The organism is Paenibacillus sp. EB106-05-06-XG162 (assembly GCF_058791655.1).
In genome coordinates, this window is record NZ_JBYTDT010000004.1 from 339,208 (window position 1) to 360,802 (window position 21,595).

14 protein-coding genes are annotated in these 21,595 nt (G+C 49.4%); all 14 read right to left on the reverse strand.

Going from position 1 to position 21,595, the window contains the following annotated elements:
- Entirely contained in the window at positions 1-873 is an 873-nt protein-coding gene (locus AC3WU2_RS12735) for a carbohydrate ABC transporter permease (RefSeq protein WP_492454735.1), read from the reverse strand.
- Positions 874-997: 124 nt separating this feature from the next.
- Positions 998-3,946, reverse strand: a complete 2,949-nt coding sequence (locus AC3WU2_RS12740; RefSeq protein WP_492454568.1) for an extracellular solute-binding protein — start codon at positions 3,944-3,946, stop codon at positions 998-1,000.
- A 124-nt stretch (positions 3,947-4,070) separates the two neighbouring features.
- The gene (locus AC3WU2_RS12745; RefSeq protein WP_492454570.1) at positions 4,071-5,471 is read right to left on the reverse strand and encodes an ABC transporter substrate-binding protein; all 1,401 of its coding nucleotides are present in this window, start codon (positions 5,469-5,471) and stop codon (positions 4,071-4,073) included.
- Positions 5,472-5,774: 303 nt separating this feature from the next.
- The gene (locus AC3WU2_RS12750) at positions 5,775-6,908 is read right to left on the reverse strand and encodes a GntR family transcriptional regulator (protein WP_492454737.1); all 1,134 of its coding nucleotides are present in this window, start codon (positions 6,906-6,908) and stop codon (positions 5,775-5,777) included.
- A gap of 86 nt (positions 6,909-6,994) precedes the next feature.
- A complete protein-coding gene (locus AC3WU2_RS12755) occupies positions 6,995-9,613 on the reverse strand; it encodes a transglutaminase domain-containing protein (protein WP_492454572.1) in 2,619 nt (872 codons plus the stop codon).
- Positions 9,614-9,798: 185 nt separating this feature from the next.
- On the reverse strand, positions 9,799-9,984 hold the full coding sequence (locus AC3WU2_RS12760; RefSeq protein ID WP_018754979.1) for a CAT RNA binding domain-containing protein: 186 nt from the start codon (positions 9,982-9,984) through the stop codon (positions 9,799-9,801).
- 411 nt (positions 9,985-10,395) lie between these two features.
- On the reverse strand, positions 10,396-12,747 hold the full coding sequence (locus AC3WU2_RS12765; protein ID WP_492454574.1) for a M60 family metallopeptidase: 2,352 nt from the start codon (positions 12,745-12,747) through the stop codon (positions 10,396-10,398).
- A 29-nt stretch (positions 12,748-12,776) separates the two neighbouring features.
- A complete protein-coding gene (locus AC3WU2_RS12770; RefSeq protein WP_492454576.1) occupies positions 12,777-14,210 on the reverse strand; it encodes an ABC transporter substrate-binding protein in 1,434 nt (477 codons plus the stop codon).
- A gap of 112 nt (positions 14,211-14,322) precedes the next feature.
- Positions 14,323-15,324 (reverse strand): carbohydrate ABC transporter permease, encoded by a 1,002-nt coding sequence (locus tag AC3WU2_RS12775; RefSeq protein WP_492454578.1) that lies wholly within the window; start codon positions 15,322-15,324, stop codon positions 14,323-14,325.
- Between the two features lie 4 nt (positions 15,325-15,328).
- On the reverse strand, positions 15,329-16,201 hold the full coding sequence (locus AC3WU2_RS12780; protein WP_492454581.1) for a carbohydrate ABC transporter permease: 873 nt from the start codon (positions 16,199-16,201) through the stop codon (positions 15,329-15,331).
- An 8-nt stretch (positions 16,202-16,209) separates the two neighbouring features.
- Positions 16,210-18,597 (reverse strand): DUF5696 domain-containing protein, encoded by a 2,388-nt coding sequence (locus AC3WU2_RS12785; RefSeq protein ID WP_492454583.1) that lies wholly within the window; start codon positions 18,595-18,597, stop codon positions 16,210-16,212.
- A gap of 17 nt (positions 18,598-18,614) precedes the next feature.
- Entirely contained in the window at positions 18,615-19,223 is a 609-nt protein-coding gene (locus AC3WU2_RS12790; protein ID WP_492454585.1) for a Yip1 family protein, read from the reverse strand.
- On the reverse strand, positions 19,223-20,698 hold the full coding sequence (locus AC3WU2_RS12795; protein WP_492454587.1) for a hypothetical protein: 1,476 nt from the start codon (positions 20,696-20,698) through the stop codon (positions 19,223-19,225). Before AC3WU2_RS12795 ends, AC3WU2_RS12790 begins: the two co-directional genes overlap by 1 nt.
- Before the next feature lie 20 nt (positions 20,699-20,718).
- Positions 20,719-21,594, reverse strand: a complete 876-nt coding sequence (locus tag AC3WU2_RS12800; protein WP_492454589.1) for a carbohydrate ABC transporter permease — start codon at positions 21,592-21,594, stop codon at positions 20,719-20,721.
- Position 21,595 lies beyond the last annotated feature (1 nt).

The following is a 21,595-nucleotide window of genomic DNA, read 5'->3' on the forward strand; positions in this document are numbered from 1 at the left end:
TTATTCACCCACTTTTCCCAGCAGCTTCCGTGTCAGGATATTCGTACAGAGCATCATGGTGAACAAGACTGTTGCGATTGCGGATGCATAACCCATTTCGAACCGAATCGAACCATAGTCAACCAAATGCGTAACAATCGTATGCGCAGCATAGTCGACACTCGGGAATCCAATCATGTAGATAGAAATCTCCGCGACGGAGAAAGCGAGTGTAATCTGGATGACCGCACCGAATAACAACTGTGGACGCATCGCTGGCAGTGTGATGAACCAAAGTTCCTGCCACCGGTTACGAATACCGTCAATCGCTCCTGCTTCATATAGTGTGCGGTCAACGTTCTGTAATCCTGCGATGAACGCTAGGAAGGACGTACCAAGACTTAGCCAGAGCTGAACGAGAATAAGAATACCGAGCATAAATCGCGGATCCTGCAGCCATTGAATCGGCTCCATAATGACGCCCCACTTCATTAAGAAGGAGTTCGCGTATCCGTAAGAGTCACTCGCGAACAACGTCTGCCAGATCAAGTACGTATTCCCCGAGATCGACGGAGCGTATAAGATCAGCGTTAGTAGTGCTCGCGGCTTCGGCGGCAATTCGTTAATCAGCCAAGCGAACAAGAAACAAGCCATGTAGCTTATCGGTCCCGTAATTAGGGCGAATAGCAATGTATTCTTTAGCGCGATGAGAAAAATATCATCTTGGACGAACAATCTCGCATAGTTATGCCATCCAACCCATTTCGGTGGCTCCAGCATATTGAAGCTCGTAAAGCTAAGCGCGAGTGACATCAATACCGGAAACACGGTAAATGTACCGAAAATTAAAAAGTAAGGCGCAATGAGTGCGTAAGCGTGCTTATTCTTTTTCATTTCGCGAAATAAACGACCGATTCTAGCGGGTAATGCTCGGAGAGCTGCCACTCTGCTAGGACTTCCTGTCTCAGGAGGCCCGATCGGATTCGGATTCATGACGGTCTGCTTCAGGTTGACCCCCTCATTTCTCAGTAGGAAGATTGAATTCTTGACGCTTGAGCGTAATTTCTTCATTAATGTATCGAACGTAGTATTCCAGTGACTCGCGCGCATCGTCCCCTTGCACAACAACACGGCGGAACGCATTCTCAATGTTACGACCTGTCAAGTAACCGCCTGGAACCTCGGGTACACCTCGAACCCAGCTCATTTGCTCTTTGAGGATACTGAAATCTTTGGTCGGCCAAGGCAATGAAGACAGTGCTTCTTGGTTCGCCGTTGGGTATCGCGCGGAAGCACCCATACGAATTTCCATTTGGCGTCCGAAGGCGATTTGTGTTTCTTTACTCGTCCACCATTTCATGAATTCCCAAGCGGCATCTTTGTTCTTCGTCTTCTTGAACATGACGGTCGCGGTACCGCCACTGCCCGTTTCACGGCGAAGTTTGCCATCCGCTGTTTTGGTGCCCGGGACGGGTGCGAATGCCCATAGTCCTTTGATCTCTGGGGCAAAAACGGATAATTTGTTATACATCGTATAGTCGATAACCCCGATCGGCATCTCCCCGGTACGGAATCGGTTCGCGAAATCCGCTTGAATTGGAATCTTGTAATTCACGTAGAAATCGGTCCATTTCTTGAATTGCTGTACCGCTGTCTCAGAATCGAGTCCACTGCGCATCCCGTTATCTCGATAGAGTTCACCATCATGCTGATAGAGGAACATGGTGAGCGCCGGATTTGGTCCGATCGTAATAATGTCTGTCGTTCCCGCATCATTTCCGAACGTGTTCAGCCCTCTCTGGGGCAGTCCGAATTCCAAGTTATGCTTCTGGAGCACGGGCAGCATCTCATAGACATCATCCCATGACTGAGGTACCTTCAGGTGCAGCTCATCTTCCAAGATATCTTTCCGATAGAATAGAACCGGAAAGGTCTGCGTCTCAGGCAGCGCATAATACCCGCCGTTATACGATACGGGGACCATCGCGCTCGGATTGAACCTGGATTTGACTTGTTCGAAATCCGGGAAGACGGATAGATCCTGCATCGCATTCCGCGTCGCATAGTTGACAGGCAGCTCATTGCCGACTTGCAGCGCCACATCTGGGCCTTCGCCAGCCACCGTGGACGGCAGTAGAATATCGGATGAGACGAGCTTGATGTTGATCGGAATTCCTGTCTTCGGTGTAAACGTATCATCGATGAGCTTCTTCACCGTCTGCGCTTGATCTCGCGCCGAGGTAATCCACACGGTAACCGCCTTATCGCTCTTGTCTTCCGAGAAGTCGTCATAGTTCTCGAAGAACGAAGCGACAAACGCCATCGTGCTTGACTTCAGCGACAACCATGTCGATGCTGTCGGGTTCGGCAGTTTCGCCTTCGGTTCACTGACCATCAAATAATCAATCGCTAACGGCTGTTCATTGACAGATAAGAGCCATGCGCCCAATGAACCGACATTTGTCTTGAACTGATCAACACGGCTCGGAACCGTCTCAGGGCGATCTGCCATATCTTGCAGCTGATAAGCCAGCGTATTGAGCATCGCCGTTCGGTCATCGTTCTTGCCATCCGGTCCGGTTAGCGCCTTCGCAACGCGATTCAATAGCTCGCTCTGTTTCTTGAAGCCTTCGACCATATCGGGAATCCGCTGCTCCAACTGGTAATCGCGGAATGTATCCGGCACCGTACCCGTGAAGCTGATAATCTTGCGGTACATCGCGTTCAGTTCCAGAATGCTGGACTCGACCGCCGTCAAGATCGGCGCCAAATCGCCTAAAGTAACTTCAAACCGAATGCTATGCTTCCCTTTAGTCAGGTAGAATTCATACGGATTCTCGGCATCCTTGCCGAGCACCGTCATCTGCCAATCCGTGTTGTAAGGAAATGGGACATGGCGTACTTCTTCGAACGGCACTTGTCCATCAATGTACAAGGTTCGCAGTGCAGCCATGCCGCGCAGGTAGTTCTGATGATTTTTCAGCGCAATTTGATATAATCCATCCTCGGGAACATCGATCTCCCACTCGATCCATTGACCTGGCAGCCGCCAACCCCAACCGCCCATCGCATTATTACGAAGCTTGGACACATGGAACGGCTCGACCGCCGGACTTGAATGATCATTGTATGCGAGGAGTGTAGGCGAAGATTTGTAAGATGCATGTTCAGCTTGAATTTTCATTTCTTGCTGTGCTGGCTTGTAACCATGCTCTTTATATGTTCTCGCGATCGTCTCATAAGACGGCGTTGTTTGCGGATTTGTCAGCTTAATCGATCGAATGACAAGCGGTTCCTTCACCGAAGTCAAGGACAGGGCGTGTTCCCCTTTCGTGAAATAGAACAGATACGGTTCCTCCACATAACCTGTCGCATCTTTGAGCAGCATGTCTTGCCACATCGGTACTTCAATTTGTGATGGCAGCAGATCATTATCGCGTTCGTCGCGCTCAAACGTCGTACTCTCATCCTTCCAGATCCGCTGGAACGTGATACTATTCGCTTCGGTAAAAGGAATTTTCCCGTCAATTCGCAGCTCCCGCTCAATATCTGAATCTTTGCCTTTAACCGTGAAGTAGTTCAACCCAATGTTGTATAAGCCGTCTTGTGGGACGGAGAACTTCCATTCGATGGAACCCGAGTCCGAGGTAAGCACAGACTTCCCCGTCGTTCCTTCATAGTGATCAAATACGGTCACATTCATATTCGGCGAACGGAGAAAGGAATCCGCTTCAATGACAATATCTTCACTTGGGCGATTCGCCTGTTTGTACGATGCTGCATATTCTCGATAGCTGCCTTTCTTGCTCGTTCCGGTTAAGGTTGATAAAAGCGCCTTATCCAGGCCACCACTGCCTTCCGCAGATGCGACTTGCTGCGCCTCCCCGCCTACCCACCAAAGAGGTGTGCATGCTATAGCTATACAAGTTACAAGGATGAATACTGTTTTCTTGCGAGATCGACGCATACGTTTATTTTCCCCCTCCTCTTAAGCAATTCCCCTAATCACCGTAGAACCAGCGAGCTGGGACAGGATTAGGGGATCATATCAAGAGCGGAATTTAATTTAGAGGTCTTTAAAAAGTTTGATGTTATTTGCTTGAATCCAACAATTTCTTGATGTTCGCTTCGAATTGTGGTTTCGCTTTATCAATTGCTGTTGCTGGAGATACTTTTCCTTCCGTAATCTCCTTCACAACCCCTTCGAACAATTTCTCGCCGTCTGGAATCGCATAGTAGGAAATGTAGTCAATGCTACCTGCCATTTGCTTACGCGTATCCATCGACTCTTTGTTCGGATAAGAAGTCTGCCAGGATTCTTCAGACAGCTTTCTTCCCGCTTCGTTCAAGCTGATCTCATCGATGATATGAAGTGCTGCTTCTGCATTCTTGGAATATTTCGATACCATCCACATGTTGCCGAACGGTGTGTAAGATACATATTTATCTGCTTTCGGACCTTTCGGGAAGAACACATAGCCTAAATCTTGACCTTTCATGTTCTCAACGAATCCGCCAAGCTCCCAGCTGAAGCCTGAGTACATAACGCCTTTACCTGCAATGAACTCTTTGCTTGCATCGTCTGGAATCGGTTGTTGAATCGATTTGTCGACATTGAACAGATCTGATACGTATTGCAATGCTTCAACTGCATTAGGACCATTCAAAGAGAACTTGATTTCGCCGTTCTCATCCTTGTCTACAGAACCTTTATTGGTATATACCACTTGCTCTGTGAAAGCTTTGAGCTTGCCATAAGCACCGGATAGACCCCATACATCTGTTTTGCCGTCGCCATTCGTATCTTGTGTTGCTTTCTTCGCGAACTCACGGAACTTATCCCAAGTCCATTCACCTTTTTGTTGAAGCTCATATGGATCTTCTAGACCAAGCTTCTGAACAAGTGTCTTATTGTAGAAAATACCGTATGGAGATGGCGCGGAATCGACGATGCCGTATTGCTTGCCTTTGTAGCTGCCGCCCGCTCTCATCCAATCGATATACTTCGCATCCTTCACATCGATCCACTCATCAAGCGGTTGAATGAATTCTTTGTTGACTAGCTGAGGGAATGCCCAGAACAATTCCAATCTCACGATATCCGCGAACGGTTCGCCAGATAGGGAAGTCACCGTGAAGTTCTCCACGTATTTGCCATAGTCGCCGAATTTCACAAATTCGATCTTCGCGTTATACTTCTTCTCTGCTTCTTCGATCAGTTTGATCTGTGCTTCTTCTGCAGGGCCTTTTTCTTTCATCGTGCGAGGATCAGCATCATCCCACCACACACCAATCTTCACGGTCTGTCCATTCAAATCGAATTTCTTCTCTGCTGCTGGTTCTTCTTGCGCTGGCTCGGTCTTGGTTGTGTCTTCCTGCTGTGCCGCTGGTTGTGCTGGCTCTTTCTTGTCGTCGGCACCCTTGGAGCAACCGATCACACTCACGATCAACATGAGCGTTAAGAAGTACGAAGCAAATTTAAGCGCTTTCATCTGAATCCCCCACGATCTGATAAATTTGGACTTCCTCCCTAACCGATAATTAGCGCCCTTAATAAAAACGCTTACATATCCAGTTAAAGGTATTGGAACAACTTGGTTATATCAACTGTGTTCCATAATCTGTATTATACGGAGGAGTGCAAATTTTGTAAATACATTAGATATACCTTTTTTTAAAAAAAATAATATTAAGTATATTTAATTTCGTTAATTACGCATAAAATAAGCCTTCTCCTTGATACGAATCGCACCTTGGAGAAGGCTTACCCTTGTGGTTAATCCCAAATCATTCAATTACACGGATGCATTCGAATGTTGCCCCGTCGATTCACGGTCAACCCTTCGAATAGGTATCTTCACCTGCTGAGGCGCAAGCTCCGGCTGCTCAATTCGCTGAACAATCATTCGTGCAGCCTCATATCCAATCGCATAGTAATTCTGGGCAACGGAGCTCACGGGCACCTCTGCTTGCCTAGATACATCATGATCGTCAAACCCAGCAATAGCAAGCTGTTCCGGCACCTGAATGCCCTTCTCAAGACAGCTCCGGACCAGATCCACCGCAAGATGATCGTGTTCGGCTTGAATCGCGGTCACATCCAAATCCAGCAGTCTATCTATGAGTGTGTTATAGAATTCATTCGCGTGCGGCGAATACATTTCCATATAAAAATCCGTTTCCAATAGCTCCGTATCAATCTCAATTCGATGATCCTTCAGCGCTCTGCAATAGCCCAAATATCGGTCCCTAACCGAGCTCCGATATTCAACACTAACACTCGAGACAAACGCTATCCGTTCGTGTCCCAGCTCAATTAACCGTTTCGCTGTCTGATATCCGCCCTCGAAATTGTCTGATACAACACTGCTGATTGGCAGACTATCGAAATATTGATCAATCGTCACGATCGGAAAATCGTTCGAATAGATCGCATGCACCACGTCGATATTGCTAATCGTGCTGATCGGATAGAGAATGATCCCGCTTGGGCCGCTCTTCGGGATTTTGGTTACGATCTCACGTTCTTTATCTTTCTTCCAATTGCTGTTGTGAATCGTAAGAAAATATCCTTTGGAATCCAGATAATCATGCGCTCCCTTGATGTAATCGAGCTCACTCGTCGCCATGTAGGGCAGGACCATCGAAATTATCCGATGCGCGACCGGACTGCCGATCTCACCCGATAGATTCGTGTCATCCGGTTGCTTCACATAGCTCCCGCTGCCGCGTTTTCGGTAAATGAGCCCTTCACGCTCTAATTCGATCAAGGCACGTTTGGACGTAATCCGACTTACGCCGTATTGCTCCGCAAGGTCCACTTCGGTAGGAAGCTGCTGCTCCGGCACATATTGTCCTGTTCGAATTTTCTCTTGCAAATCGCCCAAAATTCGCATATAGAGTGGTTTATTTTCCGATTCCAAAATCATCACGTCCAGTCATCTCGTCCATCTACAAATATAACCATTTTATCACACTTAGAGGTTGCCAAAAAGTTGTCTTATGTCACCATCTACTAATGCACAACGCTCGCGCTAATCCCCTTGATCACTTGCAGCGCCTCTCTACCAATACCTAATTTATATCCGGCAGATTTGTAACGGATCTGTCCCTCTTGGTCAATGACGAATACAAGCGGCAGACTTTGCGTCTGTGCGGCTTCGGCATCCCCCGTTACCTGAATCAAACCAGCATCCTTCGCATCGATTGCGAATTGTGTCTTGGTTGGAAGATCTGCATACGCGCTTGGATCAAACGCTGCTGTCCGGTTATTCTCGCTAATGACAAGACTAATCGGGCCGCCCCATGCTTCGAATTCTGCGGTAAGCTCACGCAACTCACGAATAAGATGCTTCGATGGTTCCCGATCCGGCTCGATCCATGCGAGCAGCATGCCACCATCTTTAGTCAGCGATTTCGCTGCACTTGCAGCTCCTGAGAGGAAGCTAAGTGACAATTGTGGATCTATTTCACCGAGTACAGGAAGCTCGACGGTTTCTTCACGGAAGACAGGGGTAGTCTCGATCGTCTGGCCTGGCTCAACCGTAAACATATGCATCCGAATGAGCACAGTACCACTACTTAACCGTGTACCCGTTGTCAGGCGGTAAGACCCGGATTTCACCTCTAGCGTTTCGCCGTTCCAATCCGTTTTGCCGTAAGGATATTGCAGCGTCTTATAGACACCGTTATCAAATCTAGCAATCGAGAAGTTGCGGAAATACTCCATCGTTGTGCCTTCACCTTGGTGCAGCTTGATGTATCCTCCGTCGTTCTCACTGAGCACTTCGACCGGATCCATATCACCTACGAGAATCGAAGTCACTTCTTTCCATACACCCGCCTCCATAAATTGAGGCAACCGCTCACTTGGATCAAGTCTCGCAGGAATACCGAAGCTGCGCGCCATCGCAACGAATAATAGATAGACAGACAGACGATCAGCTTTACGTAGTTCAAAGCTGCCGCGCGGTGTCGCAGATCCTTGGTAGTAATTATAGTTCTCAAGTACTTCCACATGATCTGCAATCCACTGTGCAAGTGCAACCGGCTTCTGACGGAATTGCTCCTGCTCCTCCACTGTAAATTGCGATAGGAAGAATGCTCTGAATGGTACAATCATCTCCGTGTTGATTCGCGGACACAGAATGTACCGCATAAACGTCTCATCCTCATGCGTAGAAGCGAATGTAGATGCATTCACCAAGTGATCTTCCAGAGCATTGCGGAACGTATCCGTTAAATCTTTGACATTCAGACTCTCGAGCAGCTTAAGGGCCCATTCGCCGAATTGTGGTGTACACTCCTTCAAATATGCTGCAATTTCATGGCTGTTCCCGCGCGCTCTGCTCAGCATTTCCCAGACCCTTGCTGACGGTAAATCAAGCTCTGTTGCGAGTGCTTCTGCCTGCTCCTGGTTCACAAAGGTATGCTCATAGGAAGCACGAATGGCGGCACCCTCTTGCACCCGACGCGTATTCTCTTGCTTCTCTTCTTCGGTAATCCCCGTATTGGCTGAGTCCGGTTGTTCCATCGGAGGCACCATATCGAACTCCAAGAACCCGCTCTCAGGAGACTGCTCCACGATACAGATTTCCATCTCACTCGCATCCGCGACACGGAACTTCTTCGTTCCCCATCGATTGCCGTTCACTGCATGAATCCACAAATCCCCATAACCTGTTGTAAGTGACGCCTGTCCATGCACATCAGTCGTAATTGTCGCGATGGGGAAGAATTCTGCCGTGTTATAGAGCTGGAATTGGACCTTCGCGCCTTGAACGGCTGCCCCTTGCTCATCCTTTACCGTAATCGTAACCTTTTTGCTCTCCGCATACGTCGGCAACACATTGATTTCGGTGTACCACGTCTCGGATAAAGTTGCTTCCTCTGGTCCAGGATAGTTCGCTGGAACACGTGTATTCACGAGCATGGCACGCAGTGCAGGCGCACGGAACCATCCTTCATTCAGTCTTGCTTCAGGTTCGCATGCCCCTAGGAAATACCATGTTCCATCCGCATAAGCTTCGACCCATGCATGATTGGAATCACAATGCGCCCAGCGAGGTGTGTAGCATTGACGTGCCGGGATTCCTAGACTACGCAGCGCTGCCACTGCGAGCGTGGACTGTTCCCCACATCTACCCAGCGTCGTGCGAACCAAGGTAAGTGGCGATACGGTTCTTGGGTCATTTCCGATATACGTCGCCTTTTCATGACACCAGTGGTTGATCTCAAGAATCGCTTGCTCCATGGATAGGTTCTTCACGCGATCAAAGATTTGATCGAAGAACCAACCGCGGCAGTCTTCAATATTCTCATTGTTGACGCGATACGGCAGAACAAAATGAAGGAATAAATGGTCCGAGATTTGATGGCCCCATGGTACCTTATTCCGAATTTCAATGGAAGTTCGTACATGGCTCAAGAAGAGCTCTCCATCATAATCCGCCAAATCATTTAATGGCATATAAGCATATAAAAACTTAAGCGCGAACCGTTCTTCCCCACTCATTGGCTGCTCTAAAACATCAAAAAGTTCCTTTTCTTTCGCTTGCGCCAATTTCTTTTTGATTTCAAACTTTTGTTCGATGTTCTGAATTTGACTCTCGTCTAATGAAAACGGATTCTTCATTTCAATCCACTCCCTCACCCATGATTAAATATGAATATCAAATTATATTAAAAGAATATACCTTTTATTCTATTCTAATCAATTTGATATACCTAATTCAAGCCCCTTGAATCGTCTCTTTTTCCAAAATCCAACAAAAAAGAGACTAAACCCAAGGTGGCTGGCTTCAGTCTCTTTACGAATGATTACATCGATTTTGTACCGGAAATCGGCTGCATCATATACTCTTGGATAATATCCGCTTGTTGGATCATCATACCTTCTTTTTTCTTAAATCCGATCCCTTTACCGAATGCGATGAATTGCGTGTTGCTCGAACCTTTCACAATAACTGCATTATGGGAAATAATTTGAACGATCTCACGATGCATCCTGTCATCTCTCCATTCCTATAAAAAGTTACTCCTACGAGCCTCTGACATCATCTCTATCTTATTGTAATTGAATTCGCTTTCATTTTAAACTAATAAATGATTGAAAATTTCTTTATTTTGATTGAAAAAATTACTTTTTTCCCTCATTAAGAGTTCAATAGCGTCACTAGAGTTTGTTAGCCATAATTTGCTACGATTCGTAGAAATGACGCGCCAAGGCTGTTTGAGGATTCGCAGCAAGCATCTGTTACTCCTCCCTCTGACGACTCCTGCATCAATAATCCCGCCAAGCTCAAGTCTTGGCGGGACCATTTTTACACGCTAGGTTACGAAGCACTATCTACGTATCTGTTCCCATCAGCCGGTGAGTTCAGGATCTGCAATACCGATCTCCCACCCATTCCAATCCTATGCTTGCTCGGTCAACGTCCAGATCGGAGTTGCAGGTGCAGGCAACTGAAGAGCAGCAACCTTCTGTCTGGCCTCCTCCGTCACCGAGAATCCCCACCGATCGAAAAACTCTAACAGGTTATGGCCGCTCACCTTGGAAGCCATGATCACGAAAAGATCGACCTTCTGCGGTTCGTCATCTTCTTCGTCCATGGAAACCTGGTCAATCGGCAGCTCGCGGTAAGCGATATGCAAATTTGTGTAAAACTCCCATCCGTAGGCCATTTGCAGCTGTTTGATCATCACAAGGCGTTCGAAAAAGCCGACATCCTCAAAATTTTTGTTCGTATAATCGCTGTTCGTAAATTCAAGCGCCCGATCGTAATTCGTTTTGCCATCCTTGCCGGTTTCGAACAAACGGGAGCGGTTTCCGTATAACGACTGGATATGAATCGAATGCAGGTTGACGGTCACTTCGATGATCGGATCCCAGAACCAGGGGATTTGTTGGTAGTTATGCCCGAGCTCGTGCCAGAACCCCCAGGCATTTTTCTGTATCACGTCGACGTCGACCGCTTCTTGAGCGGTAACCCCTTCGAAGAACATGATCGGGTAACCGGAATGCATCCACCCCGCGCTAATCTGTATGTCGGCGACAAACCGCTGCGGATTGTCCGGGCTCTGGTGCGGGATCGGCTGATCCGGCGCAACGCCGACAAGTCTATCGTATTGATCGGCGATTTCGTCCCATTTACGCATAAGCTGCTCCGGCCGGTCCAATTCACGAATATTGTCCGCCGGCACAGTTACGATGATGCGATTGCCCTGCAGCTCGGCCCACGGCACCGGATAATGCCTAATCGTTTCGTTCCATTCCTGCTCGGTCGTTTGGCCGAGCACGAAATACGGAGCACGCACTGCTCCATGGATCGTCACGTTCACTTTCGTGCCTGCCTTCGGCTTGGACGGAATCAAGTAAATCAAACCGCCGTAAGGGCTGTTTATCCGATTGGTTCCCGGCTTCAGCCTCTGCTTCAGGGCGACAATCGGGGCGCGGTCCCATTTCGGATTGTCGCACAAATTGTCCGTGTGTACGCCGATTTGCACGTCCAAGTATTCGGTCCCTTCCGGCACATCCACTGTCACCACTTTGCCTGCAGGCGCATACAATCCGGTGCTGCGCCAATTCATTGGAGCGGTCAGCATGCGCATATAGCTTAAATCCAGGTAGTCGAAATCAACCTCAACAACTTGATCGTACACTGTCTCCGCCTGCTCTCCGACGCTTCGCGGGAAAACGTCCGCATACGGCGATTTCACGTTGTCCGGATCAAGCGTAACCTGCTGGAACATATACGATAACACTCCCGCGGTATAAGGCTGCTTCACTTTGTCGAACGGCAACGGCATCGGTTTCGCTTTATTCGCTTCGTCCCGGATGACTTTCAGCAACGGGGATTCCTCCGCAAGCGAACGAATCGTGCCTTCCACTACAGCAGTAATCACTCTGACTTTGTCCTCCGCGTTTGCTCCCGGTTTTCCGACGTTCAGGTCGTTGAACGATAATTCGCCGCGTTCAATCGCCTGGGCCTGGTCGAACAACAGCTGCATATGCGTATCGTTTACCTGCTCGAACGTCTGCTCTGGCAGCGTATCGCCTGGACGCACATACCACTGCGCGACGCTGTCCAGCAAACATAAGCCAACCCGGTTCAGCAGCTTTTGCAACGGATAGTCGCCCAATCGCACCGCACGGTCTTGAGCTTGGCTTTGGACGGCTTCCGTCGGTGTGGAGCAAAGCAGCCACCCTCTTTGTGTAACGACAACACTGCCACCTTGCCGGATATACGCTTCGAGAACGGGTACGTCAGCATCGTCTATTGATGCGTCTACATAGGCAACCGGGTATTCCGAAGGATCAAGCGTGAAGGACGACCAGCGGTCGGCCTTGACCAGCTCCACCGGAAACGAAGCACCAACCGCTAGCGTGCCGGATGTTGTTGCGAGCTTCAGTGCGTCTTGTCCATCCAGCGCATCCTGGTATAGGCAGCCGGCTGCACCTACATCTGCCTCCGTACCTCTCTCCGTCAGCCAAAGCAAGATGTTCCGCGCAAGCAAACCGCATGCCGATAGTTCCGATTCGAGTAAATTGAAATACAACTCATTGCCGACAGCAACAACGCGGCCTTTGCCGTAACGCGCCGCTGCGATAATCGGGTTCGACTCCGGGTGAATCCATACCGAAAATGCGGATTCTCCGATCGCAGTTACCCCGCCGCTTCTCGCAAATGCGGGAAGTGCTGTAACATCACGATGGAAACATTCGTAATCCTTGTGCAGGTCAGCCAATTTTGCGTTGGTTATGGTCATTTTGAACAACCTCCTAGTTTAACTGCTTGTTATTGCCCGATCGATTTCAGCAACTCTGCTTTGTCCTTTGCAACTGCCTTTTCAACATCATCCGCGATTTGCTGCAGCGCTGCCCTTGAATCCTGGTTCGTTTTCATCGCTTTATCGATACCTGCACTCCATACCTTCCATGCAGATCCATCCAAGGAAGACGGGTAATCTGGCGGCATTTTTTCTACTAAAGAGGCGAATAACGCATTCGCTTTTTGTCCGCCCAAAAACGGTTCTTCAATATCGGTAATCTCCGGCAGCTTCAGGGCAGGTTTAAACGCAGGAAGCGAATTGAATTTAATTAACTCTTTTTGACCTTCAGTTGTAAGCAAAGCATATTCGACAAATGCCCATGCCGCCTCTTTATTTTTGCTTTGCGAAGGAATGACGAGCGCAGAGCCTCCGCCAACCGAATACGTGTCTAGCGGCTGACGGCACGCGCGCCATCTGCCAACATTGTCTTTGGAGTCTACCTTAAGGCCGTTCAAATACCAGGAAGCGCTCGAGATCATCGCTAGCTTGCCGTTGTTCACCGCCTGGTTCCATGCGTCGCCCTGTAAATTGGCTGCAAGGCCGAGCTGCTTAACTTTCTTGGACAAATCCAAACCTTTAATATATTTATCGCCCGTGTGAGTGTAGTTCAGTTGTTTGTCGAATAATCTGGAGTCACTCAGAAAATCCAATAGTTCGGTATCGTATTCGATAATGTATTTGCCCTGTGCTTTTAACGTTTGAGCCATATTCATCAAATTGTCCGGATCTTCCATATATGTCGCCAGCTCATCGGGATCGGAAGGGAATCCGTTCTCCTCCATAATGTCTGCTCGGTAGTACATGTTACCTGGAGGAGCATCAATTGGAATCGCCAACAGCCTTTTGCCGTCAAGCGAGTGAAACTTTTCCCATATATTCTCCGGAATATCGCCTGCATACCGTTTGGCGTCGTACGGAGGCTGCAGTAAATCGACAAAAGCATCAGTCGCATTGAACTTGCTGATATAGCTTTGTTCCATCGTCGAAACATCCGGTGCGCCCGATCCGGCGGCAATCGCCGTTTTCATTTTGTTGGCGATTTCGTAATGAGTGCCGTTTTTAAGATTTTTTACTTTAATGTTCGGGTATTTTTTATTAAAGCCTTCAATCACGTTATCAAACGATTTGTCATCTTTTCCAAGACCATTCCAAAACGTAATCTCGCCTGTTAGTTCCGTATTCACCGTATCCGTTTTGGCCGCGTCACCGGAAGAGTTCGTATCCGCTGTTTTTGCAACATCATCCTTCGCTGTCTGGTCGTTTGTTTTTGCATTATCTGCAGTATCTGTTTGTGCGGCCGTATCTTTGTTTCCAGATACATTGCTAGTGCCGCCGCATCCAGTCAGCACAGTGACAAACGTTAAAACGAGAATGATCGAAACGAACAGCATTTTTTTCATTCAAGTACCCTCCCATTTTTTCAATTGAAAATATACTGTACCAGGTTGAATCAATAAATCGCTCAAACCGAGCGGCCATCACCTCCCTCAAAAGCGGTCGTGCAGTGCCGTGTCAATCGCCGGCGATTCCGGTTCGTTCGACGCTTTCCACAAAATAACGCTGCGTAAACAAATACAGTGCCAAAAGCGGCAAGATCGACAGCAGCGCCCCTGCCATAACGCGATTCACCTTCGTCGGCGGTTCTCCGATGACCGATTTGGTCACAGCGAGTTGTTTGGCCCCTTCGCCATTCCCTTCTCCGTCCATCTTCGATAACTGCTGCGTCATGTTGAACTTCTCCGGTTCCATCAAATACATCGTTGGCTCGTACGTATCGGTCCAATGCCATACGATCGAGAACAAAAATACGACAAGCATCGCCGGACGGGCGAGCGGAAACATGATGGAGCGAAACGTGCGAAACGCTCCTGCCCCGTCAATTAGCGCCGCTTCTTCCAGTTGGTTCGGCAGTTTGCTGAAAAACTGGATAAAGATCAGAACGAACAACGCGCCCTTTAACCCATGGCCGAACAGCCCCGGCGCGATAAACGGTAAGTATGTATTCAACCAGCCCAGATCGCTGAATTGCAAAAACAGCGGAACGATAATCGTTTGCGGCGGTACAAGGAATGTGAACAGCACGAGTGCAAGCCATAAACCGCGACCCGGAAAACGGAAACGGGCAAAACCGTAACCGACGACAGCGCAGCTTACGACCTGTACGACGGCGCTGCCAAGCGAGATGATCGTACTGTTCATGAAGCTTCTCCAAAAATCAAGCTGCTGAAAGGCGTAAGTATAATTGGCAAACGACAGTTGCTTCGGGATCCATTTGACGGTCGCGTCGGCAACGTCGTCGGCCTGCATTAGCGAGCTACTAAAAATAAACAGCATCGGATAAATGAAGACGAATGCAAGACTAAGTAATACCGAATAAATGAACAGCTGGGATAGGAACGTTTTCGTCCGCCGTGTGGCCGCTCGACGAAGTGGCGCCGTGGCAACCCCTTTGTCCGCCGCGATCCGTTTGAACGTAGAAACGTGCGTCGTGACCGCATCTCGGTTAATCGCCATACCGTTACCTCCTTTCTTCGGCCGAAGCGCCGCGGAACATCAAAAATACGGCGCCGATGACGAGAAATATGAATATAAAATAAATCCAGCCGAGCGAGGAAGCGTAACCATAATCGTTTTTATTGAACACGATGTATTGAATATAATCCATCACGCTGTTGTCCACCTTCGTGAACGAGCTTACGATACTGAATAGTGTATTGACGAGAATCATCGGTACGATCATCGGAAATGTCACCTTCCAGAAGCTTTCCCAAGGGGTCGCTCCATCGCATTTCGCCGCTTCGTACAACGTTGTGGAGATGCTCTGAAGGCCGGCAAGGAAAATCAGGATTTGGACGCCTGAATCCCACATGATAAGCGTGATTGCATCCAGCATTTTCAGCAGCGGGAACAAAATTTGTCCCGGTACGTAATCGATCAGCTTGCCGACAAGATCCACCTGGTCGAAAATCGGTAGCCGCGTAGCCCCTTGCCCCATTAACTTCTTCAACACGGCCCCCGACGCAATGATGACAGGCAGGAAGAAAATGCCGCGGAATGCGATGCGGCCAAACAGCTTGCGATTCAGCAGCAGGGCGGTGAACATCGCAAAAACGAGCGTAAGCGGGACTTGAATGACGATGTTCGTAAACGACGTAATGAGCTTCGGAATAAAGCTCGTGTCAACCGTAAACGCGTTATTGTAATGCTTCAGTCCGACCTTGGTCGCTTCCAGGCCGCCCGACATGATTTTTAAATCCTGAAACGAAAACATCAGCGATTTGAACAGCGGAATAGCCATAAACAGGAAGAAGCCGACGATCCAAATCGATATGAACGAATATCCTTGGACGATATGCCGTGCTCTCAACGTAAGGCCAAGTCGTGTTTTCACCGTAAGCTTCATCCTTTCCGAACCGAGTAGTCATAAGACTGGATGACATCGTTCCCGACGTGGGTAGGCTCGCTGTCGTAATTTACGGTAACTTGCACGCCATTCGCATACGTCGTCCGGTATACGTAGGTGTCCAGCTGCTCGTGGTTGGTTATTTCCTGTCCCTCCACCAAATTGAGCACCTCAGTCAGCTTCTTGTATTCGTCGATTGACGGCTTCAGCCACTTGCTGTAGTTCGAGCTGAACAAGCCGTCAACCATCGTTCGTTTCAGCAGCGAGCTGTCCTCGTACGTCAGCAGGTAACTTGGCATCGCTCCGTATTCGAGCAGTCGGAGATTCCATATGCGGGGATCGTCCTGCAAATTGGACGGGTCACCAGTATAAGGAACAAGGCCGCGTACGGCAATTTGGTAAAAGGGAACGGAACCGTCTTCGTAGACGTAATGGCTGGAATCCATCGGGACACCGTCGATCCGGTCGACGTGGCCGAGTGCATAAGCGAAACCGTAGTCAACCGAAGCATGCCCTGTTTGTGAGCGCATCAGATCCATCGCCTTCGTCCACGTTTCCATCGTTTGCTTCCGGTTGTACGGAATATCCGAGCTTTGATCCGAATACAGCGTATCGCCCATATACTGTAAATGGATGCCGTCAGCGCCAAGCTCGGCGAGCTTGCTGGCTTCTTCGGAGATATATTTGTCATACACACGATCCGGCTTCAAATAATAAAACAGCTTCCACGATGGCTGATTCGTTGTCACCCAAGGATCTCTGACTTCCATAACTTCCTTATTGAGTCCGCGAATCGAGTCCTGTGAAGGTTTTAACGCATCGCTGCTCTCATAAGGCTTAACGTAATTCGTTTTCAAGTACAGCCGGATTCCTTTCTCCTTGGCATAAGCGGCCAGCGCTTCAAGGTCGTGGTTGCCGCCGAGACTGCCTTCGGCCGGGAAATGATCCGGCGCGTTGCCGTACATGCCATCATTGGACCAACCCTCGTAAGTGACCTCGAGCGAATCGACACCTGCTGCGGTATATCCGTCTAAAATCTCTTTCGCCTGCTCGAACGTCGTCATCGAAACAAAGGTGTTGCCGATCATATCCTTGCGTTGCACCCCGCCGAGCAGTTGCAGCTGGAAGGCAGGACGCTTGGTCTCAACGGGCTTAACTCCTTTGACGTGAACCAAATAGTCACGGTAAGCATGAGCCATGCCGACATAATCCGCCTGCTCGCCCTCAAGCGGCACGAACCGTACGGCCCGGTCCCCGGGAATCATCTCCCGCTGCACGAGCGGAATTTCCCCGGAACTGCCGATAAACACGATGTCGCTGTTACGGTAGACCAATTCCGCCGAAATCCGATACAGTGGAATATTGCGTAAGCCCGTCGGCGTTCCGTTGATTTTGGCGTCTGCATCGCCTTCGGTTACGATCCCAAGAAAGGCGGTATCGTCCTTATAAATGCCGAATACCGGCAGCGCCACTGCTTCGTGCGGGCCGTAGCTTTCGAGTTCGCTCTTGTTGTAGGTGACCTGCTTGTATACGGTCGTCATAAAGGCGTAGTCACCGCCATAAATGCGCTCGCTGTACGGTTCGAAATAAGTCGGATGGTTCGATTTGAACTTAACGAGTGCTCCCGAACCGTCAGGAATGAACATCGCGCCTTTGGACTGCTGAGGTGCCGCTCCGAAAAACGGCACCGGCTCCAAACTGATCAGCTTGGCTTTGCCTTGCTCATGAATCGATTGAAACGGAATACGAACTTCGATCCCTTCATCAAGCAGTTTATATTCCAGTGAAAAACTAATTTGAAGCCCCGTCAGCTCGTATTGCACCAGGGCCCCTTGTTCGGTCGGCTTCACGGTCGTTATTGTCCCTTTCTCCTTGGAAGGATACGTTTGACGAACGTCTCCACCTTCGGTATATCGAATATGAACCGGCGATTCGATAAACTTCTGATTGGCCGGCGGCATCTTTTTCTCCACCGGAGGCGCCCCCCACTCGTTACCACTGTGTTTGCCGACCAGACGTATTTGCCCGGTTTTGTCGTCAATAAATAGTTCGAAATTCGAATTTTCGGCAACCTTCTTTTTGGCCGTCGTCAGCTTATACGCTGCAGGGTCAACCGCAGGGGAAATCTCCTGCTTCTCTGTGGTCGCTGCCGAGGACTCTTCAGCCTTTCCTGTTGATGATTCGCCAGCTGGAGCTTTCTCTTCCGCCGGAGCCGCTGAAGACTCAGCCGCCGAGGCCGCTCCCTGCTCAGCCGCCCCTGCGGACGCCTCCTGCTCCATCACGCCACCTTCCGCTTGCGAGAAATACGGGGAGGCCGTCACGAAGAAAAGGATGGCTACAGCAGCGGCAGCGGCAATCGCGATTTTTTGGGCTTTATTCGTCATCGATTGTCCTCTCCTCCCTACAAGCGATAATTAATTTCTTTATAAAGTCCGATTACGAATTGAATCGATTGGTTGATCAGCCCATACAAGAGAAGTCCGATAAACCAAATGATGAACATGCCGACGATCGTCAGAACAGTAATCCATAGCATTTTGCCGAACGTAAAATCGTGAATGATTTTGACCTGAAGCAAGATTAAGTAGACGACCCAAACAAATATGAACAATTCCAGCCCGTTATACATACTCGCTTCCGATTTGGCGAGAAGATTGCTGACAACTGCCACCGGAACGGACAAGGCGATATACGGTATCAACGTGAAAGCGCTGCCTACGAAAATCTGTTTAAACTTACCCTCTCCGTCCATGATGGTGCTGACGCCCCAATTCGTGACCGACCAGGTCAGCCAAGGAACGACGATCCACAACGCTTCGATGAAAATCGAAATTTGGTACGGCTCCCGCGTTTGGAACAAAAAACCGGAAAACGTCAAGGAGAGATAATGAGCCAGAATCGCCAATCCGATCATGACGAAAGCATAATGCCATTTCGCCCGCTCCTGGATATCTTCGAAAAATTGGATAGGGTGAAGCAGCACCAGTTTTGCCAGCCGCACCGTATTCATTAAGCACTTCCCCCTTCAGATACCGCCATTTGTGATTGGCTGCGCTTGCTTCGCCATTTCCGGTACAAGCGGAATCCGATTTTGAGCAGCGTGTACAGCGCCACCGCCCCGCCGGCGATCCAGGCAAAATGCTGCCGCATATATTGCTTACGGTATTCCAGAAACGCAGCTGAATAATCGTCACGCGCTTTGGCCTGCTCGAAATAATCCATCGCTTCGCGGTATTGTCCGGATTTGTAAAGGGCCTTGCCGATCGCCTTATAAGCCAAATCGTAGCTGCTGTTCATGTCCAGCACGTCCCGCCACGGTTCGGCCGATTTCTCGTAATCTCCGTCCACATACAAATTCGTCGCTTCGTGCACCTTATCTGCGAAAGGCGTGGTACGAAAACGGTCGATCCGCCCGCGCGTCCGGTCCGCGATATAAATCGTGCCGTCCGACGTCTCCGAAATAGCGGATGGCGTCTTGAACAGCCCATCTTGCTCGCCGATGCCGCCGAAAATAAACAGCAAATTGCCAAGCTTGTCGTACTGGAACGCTCTGCCTGTCGTTTGATCCAAAGCGGTGAACACGCCTTTATCGTTTACAGTTACGTCAATAAACGTTGGAAACAACCTCTCCCAATTCCGGCGGGCCATATGATGATCTCCGTATTCGATGTCAGTCAGCGTATTGACGCCAACGGCGCTCAGCCGCTTCAACTGGCTTGTCGGAATACCGAGTGTCGTCGTGTAGACGAACCCTTCCTGATCCTGAATCAGGTTCGAAAATTCCGGAGGCTTTTCGTTCGACAGCTGCTCCTTCTGCTCTTGCGAGGCAACGAACTTGACGATCGTTTTTTCCCAGCTGAAGCCAAGCAGGTTGGCGCCGAAAAAGCCTTTGAACACTCCATTCGGATCGATCTGCAGCAAGCCTTGGTAGGCTCCTTCACTAACGACGAACATATAATTTCGTTTATCGATGATAAGCTTGGAAGGAGAATAGACGAAATCTGCGCCAAGCAGCGGGCTTTGTGGGGCCCCAAATTCCTTGACGAACCTGCCCTCCCGGTTGAACACAACGATCCGGTGATTCAACGTATCGGCAACGAATATTTCGCCGTCTCCCGTGACGTAGACGCCTTTTGGGCCGTTCAGCTGCCCTTTGCCTTCCGGATCGCCGTAAATGCCGAGCAGACGCTGGCTCTTGTCGAAATGAACAACCCGGTTATTGCCCCCGTCAACTACATATATCGTATCGTCTCCTGCGATGAACAGATCCTCCGGCTCCTTGAACGGACCTGCGTCCCAGTCATAGCCGTCGATCGAATCACGATACAAATATCCATTGATCGAAATCGGTGTTTCCTCAGACTGATTATAGATATAACCTTTGTACGGGCTATTGGCCGCAGCCTCATCCGGCAGCGCAAACATCGCCAGCATCACCAGCATCAGCAGCGCGGCAATCGCTCGTTTCGAAGTCGATCGTTTCATGAAATCCGGCTCCTTACCCGTTAATCTTTTATGCCCGAATGGGCCATCGTCTCGAGAACCATGCGCTGCGAAATGACGAACATGACGATGCTTGGAATGACTGTGAGCAATGCCGCCGCCGCACCAGCTCCAGCTTGGGCGATCACTCCCGTCCCTCCGCTGATCGTGGATAACGCATATGGCAGTGTTTTCATGCTTTCCGCTGTCGTGAACAGCATCGCCGGTCCGGGATCGTTCCAAGTGCTGATGAAGCTGAGCAGTACAACCGTGGACAAAGCAGGCTTTAGCATCGGCATGACGATCCTCCAGAAAATAACCCATTCCCGCGCGCCGTCGATTTTAGCCGCCTCCAGCAGCGGATCCGGGATTTGGTCCAAGAACTGCTTCGTCAGGAATAAGAACACAGGCGCCGCCAAGCCGGGAACAATCATGGCCCAATACGTATTCATCAAGCCGAGATTAGCGATAACGAGATATTGCGGAATTTGCGTCACCGCAGGAGCGAACATCAACGCAAGAATGATCATGGAAAAAATCGGTTTGCGAAACGGCATCGGATGCTTGCTTAAAGGATAAGCGGCCATCGCCGAGATGACGACTCCCAAACTGACGGAGGCGAGCGTAATGAACAAGCTGTTAAAAATATACCGCGAAAACGGCACCGTGGACGCACCCGTGATCATCAGCAGATCGTTGAAATTTTTCAACGTCGGGTTGATAACGAAAAACCTCGGAGGAAATAAAAACAGCTCTTCCAGCGGCTTAAACGCAGTCGAAACCAGATAAACGAGGGGAGCCACCATCAGCAGCGCGAAGCAGGTCAGGATTAAATAAAGAATTATCCCTCCCCAATCCACTCTTCTGCCTTTCACCATGGAACCCGATAATGTTGACAAC

Excerpts from the sequence above, each read along its gene's own strand:
- AC3WU2_RS12750 (WP_492454737.1), bottom strand. The coding sequence starts at position 6,908 with ATGATTTTGGAATCGGAAAATAAACCACTCTATATGCGAATTTTGGGC.
- AC3WU2_RS12795 (WP_492454587.1), bottom strand. The coding sequence starts at position 20,698 with ATGAAACGATCGACTTCGAAACGAGCGATTGCCGCGCTGCTGATGCTG.
- AC3WU2_RS12775 (WP_492454578.1), bottom strand. The coding sequence starts at position 15,324 with ATGGCGATTAACCGAGATGCGGTCACGACGCACGTTTCTACGTTCAAA.
- AC3WU2_RS12735 (WP_492454735.1), bottom strand. The coding sequence starts at position 873 with ATGAAAAAGAATAAGCACGCTTACGCACTCATTGCGCCTTACTTTTTA.
- AC3WU2_RS12760 (WP_018754979.1), bottom strand. The coding sequence starts at position 9,984 with ATGCATCGTGAGATCGTTCAAATTATTTCCCATAATGCAGTTATTGTG.
- AC3WU2_RS12755 (WP_492454572.1), bottom strand. The coding sequence starts at position 9,613 with ATGAAGAATCCGTTTTCATTAGACGAGAGTCAAATTCAGAACATCGAA.
- AC3WU2_RS12770 (WP_492454576.1), bottom strand. The coding sequence starts at position 14,210 with ATGAAAAAAATGCTGTTCGTTTCGATCATTCTCGTTTTAACGTTTGTC.
- AC3WU2_RS12740 (WP_492454568.1), bottom strand. The coding sequence starts at position 3,946 with ATGCGTCGATCTCGCAAGAAAACAGTATTCATCCTTGTAACTTGTATA.
- AC3WU2_RS12785 (WP_492454583.1), bottom strand. The coding sequence starts at position 18,597 with ATGACGAATAAAGCCCAAAAAATCGCGATTGCCGCTGCCGCTGCTGTA.
- AC3WU2_RS12790 (WP_492454585.1), bottom strand. The coding sequence starts at position 19,223 with ATGAATACGGTGCGGCTGGCAAAACTGGTGCTGCTTCACCCTATCCAA.
- AC3WU2_RS12765 (WP_492454574.1), bottom strand. The coding sequence starts at position 12,747 with ATGACCATAACCAACGCAAAATTGGCTGACCTGCACAAGGATTACGAA.
- AC3WU2_RS12745 (WP_492454570.1), bottom strand. The coding sequence starts at position 5,471 with ATGAAAGCGCTTAAATTTGCTTCGTACTTCTTAACGCTCATGTTGATC.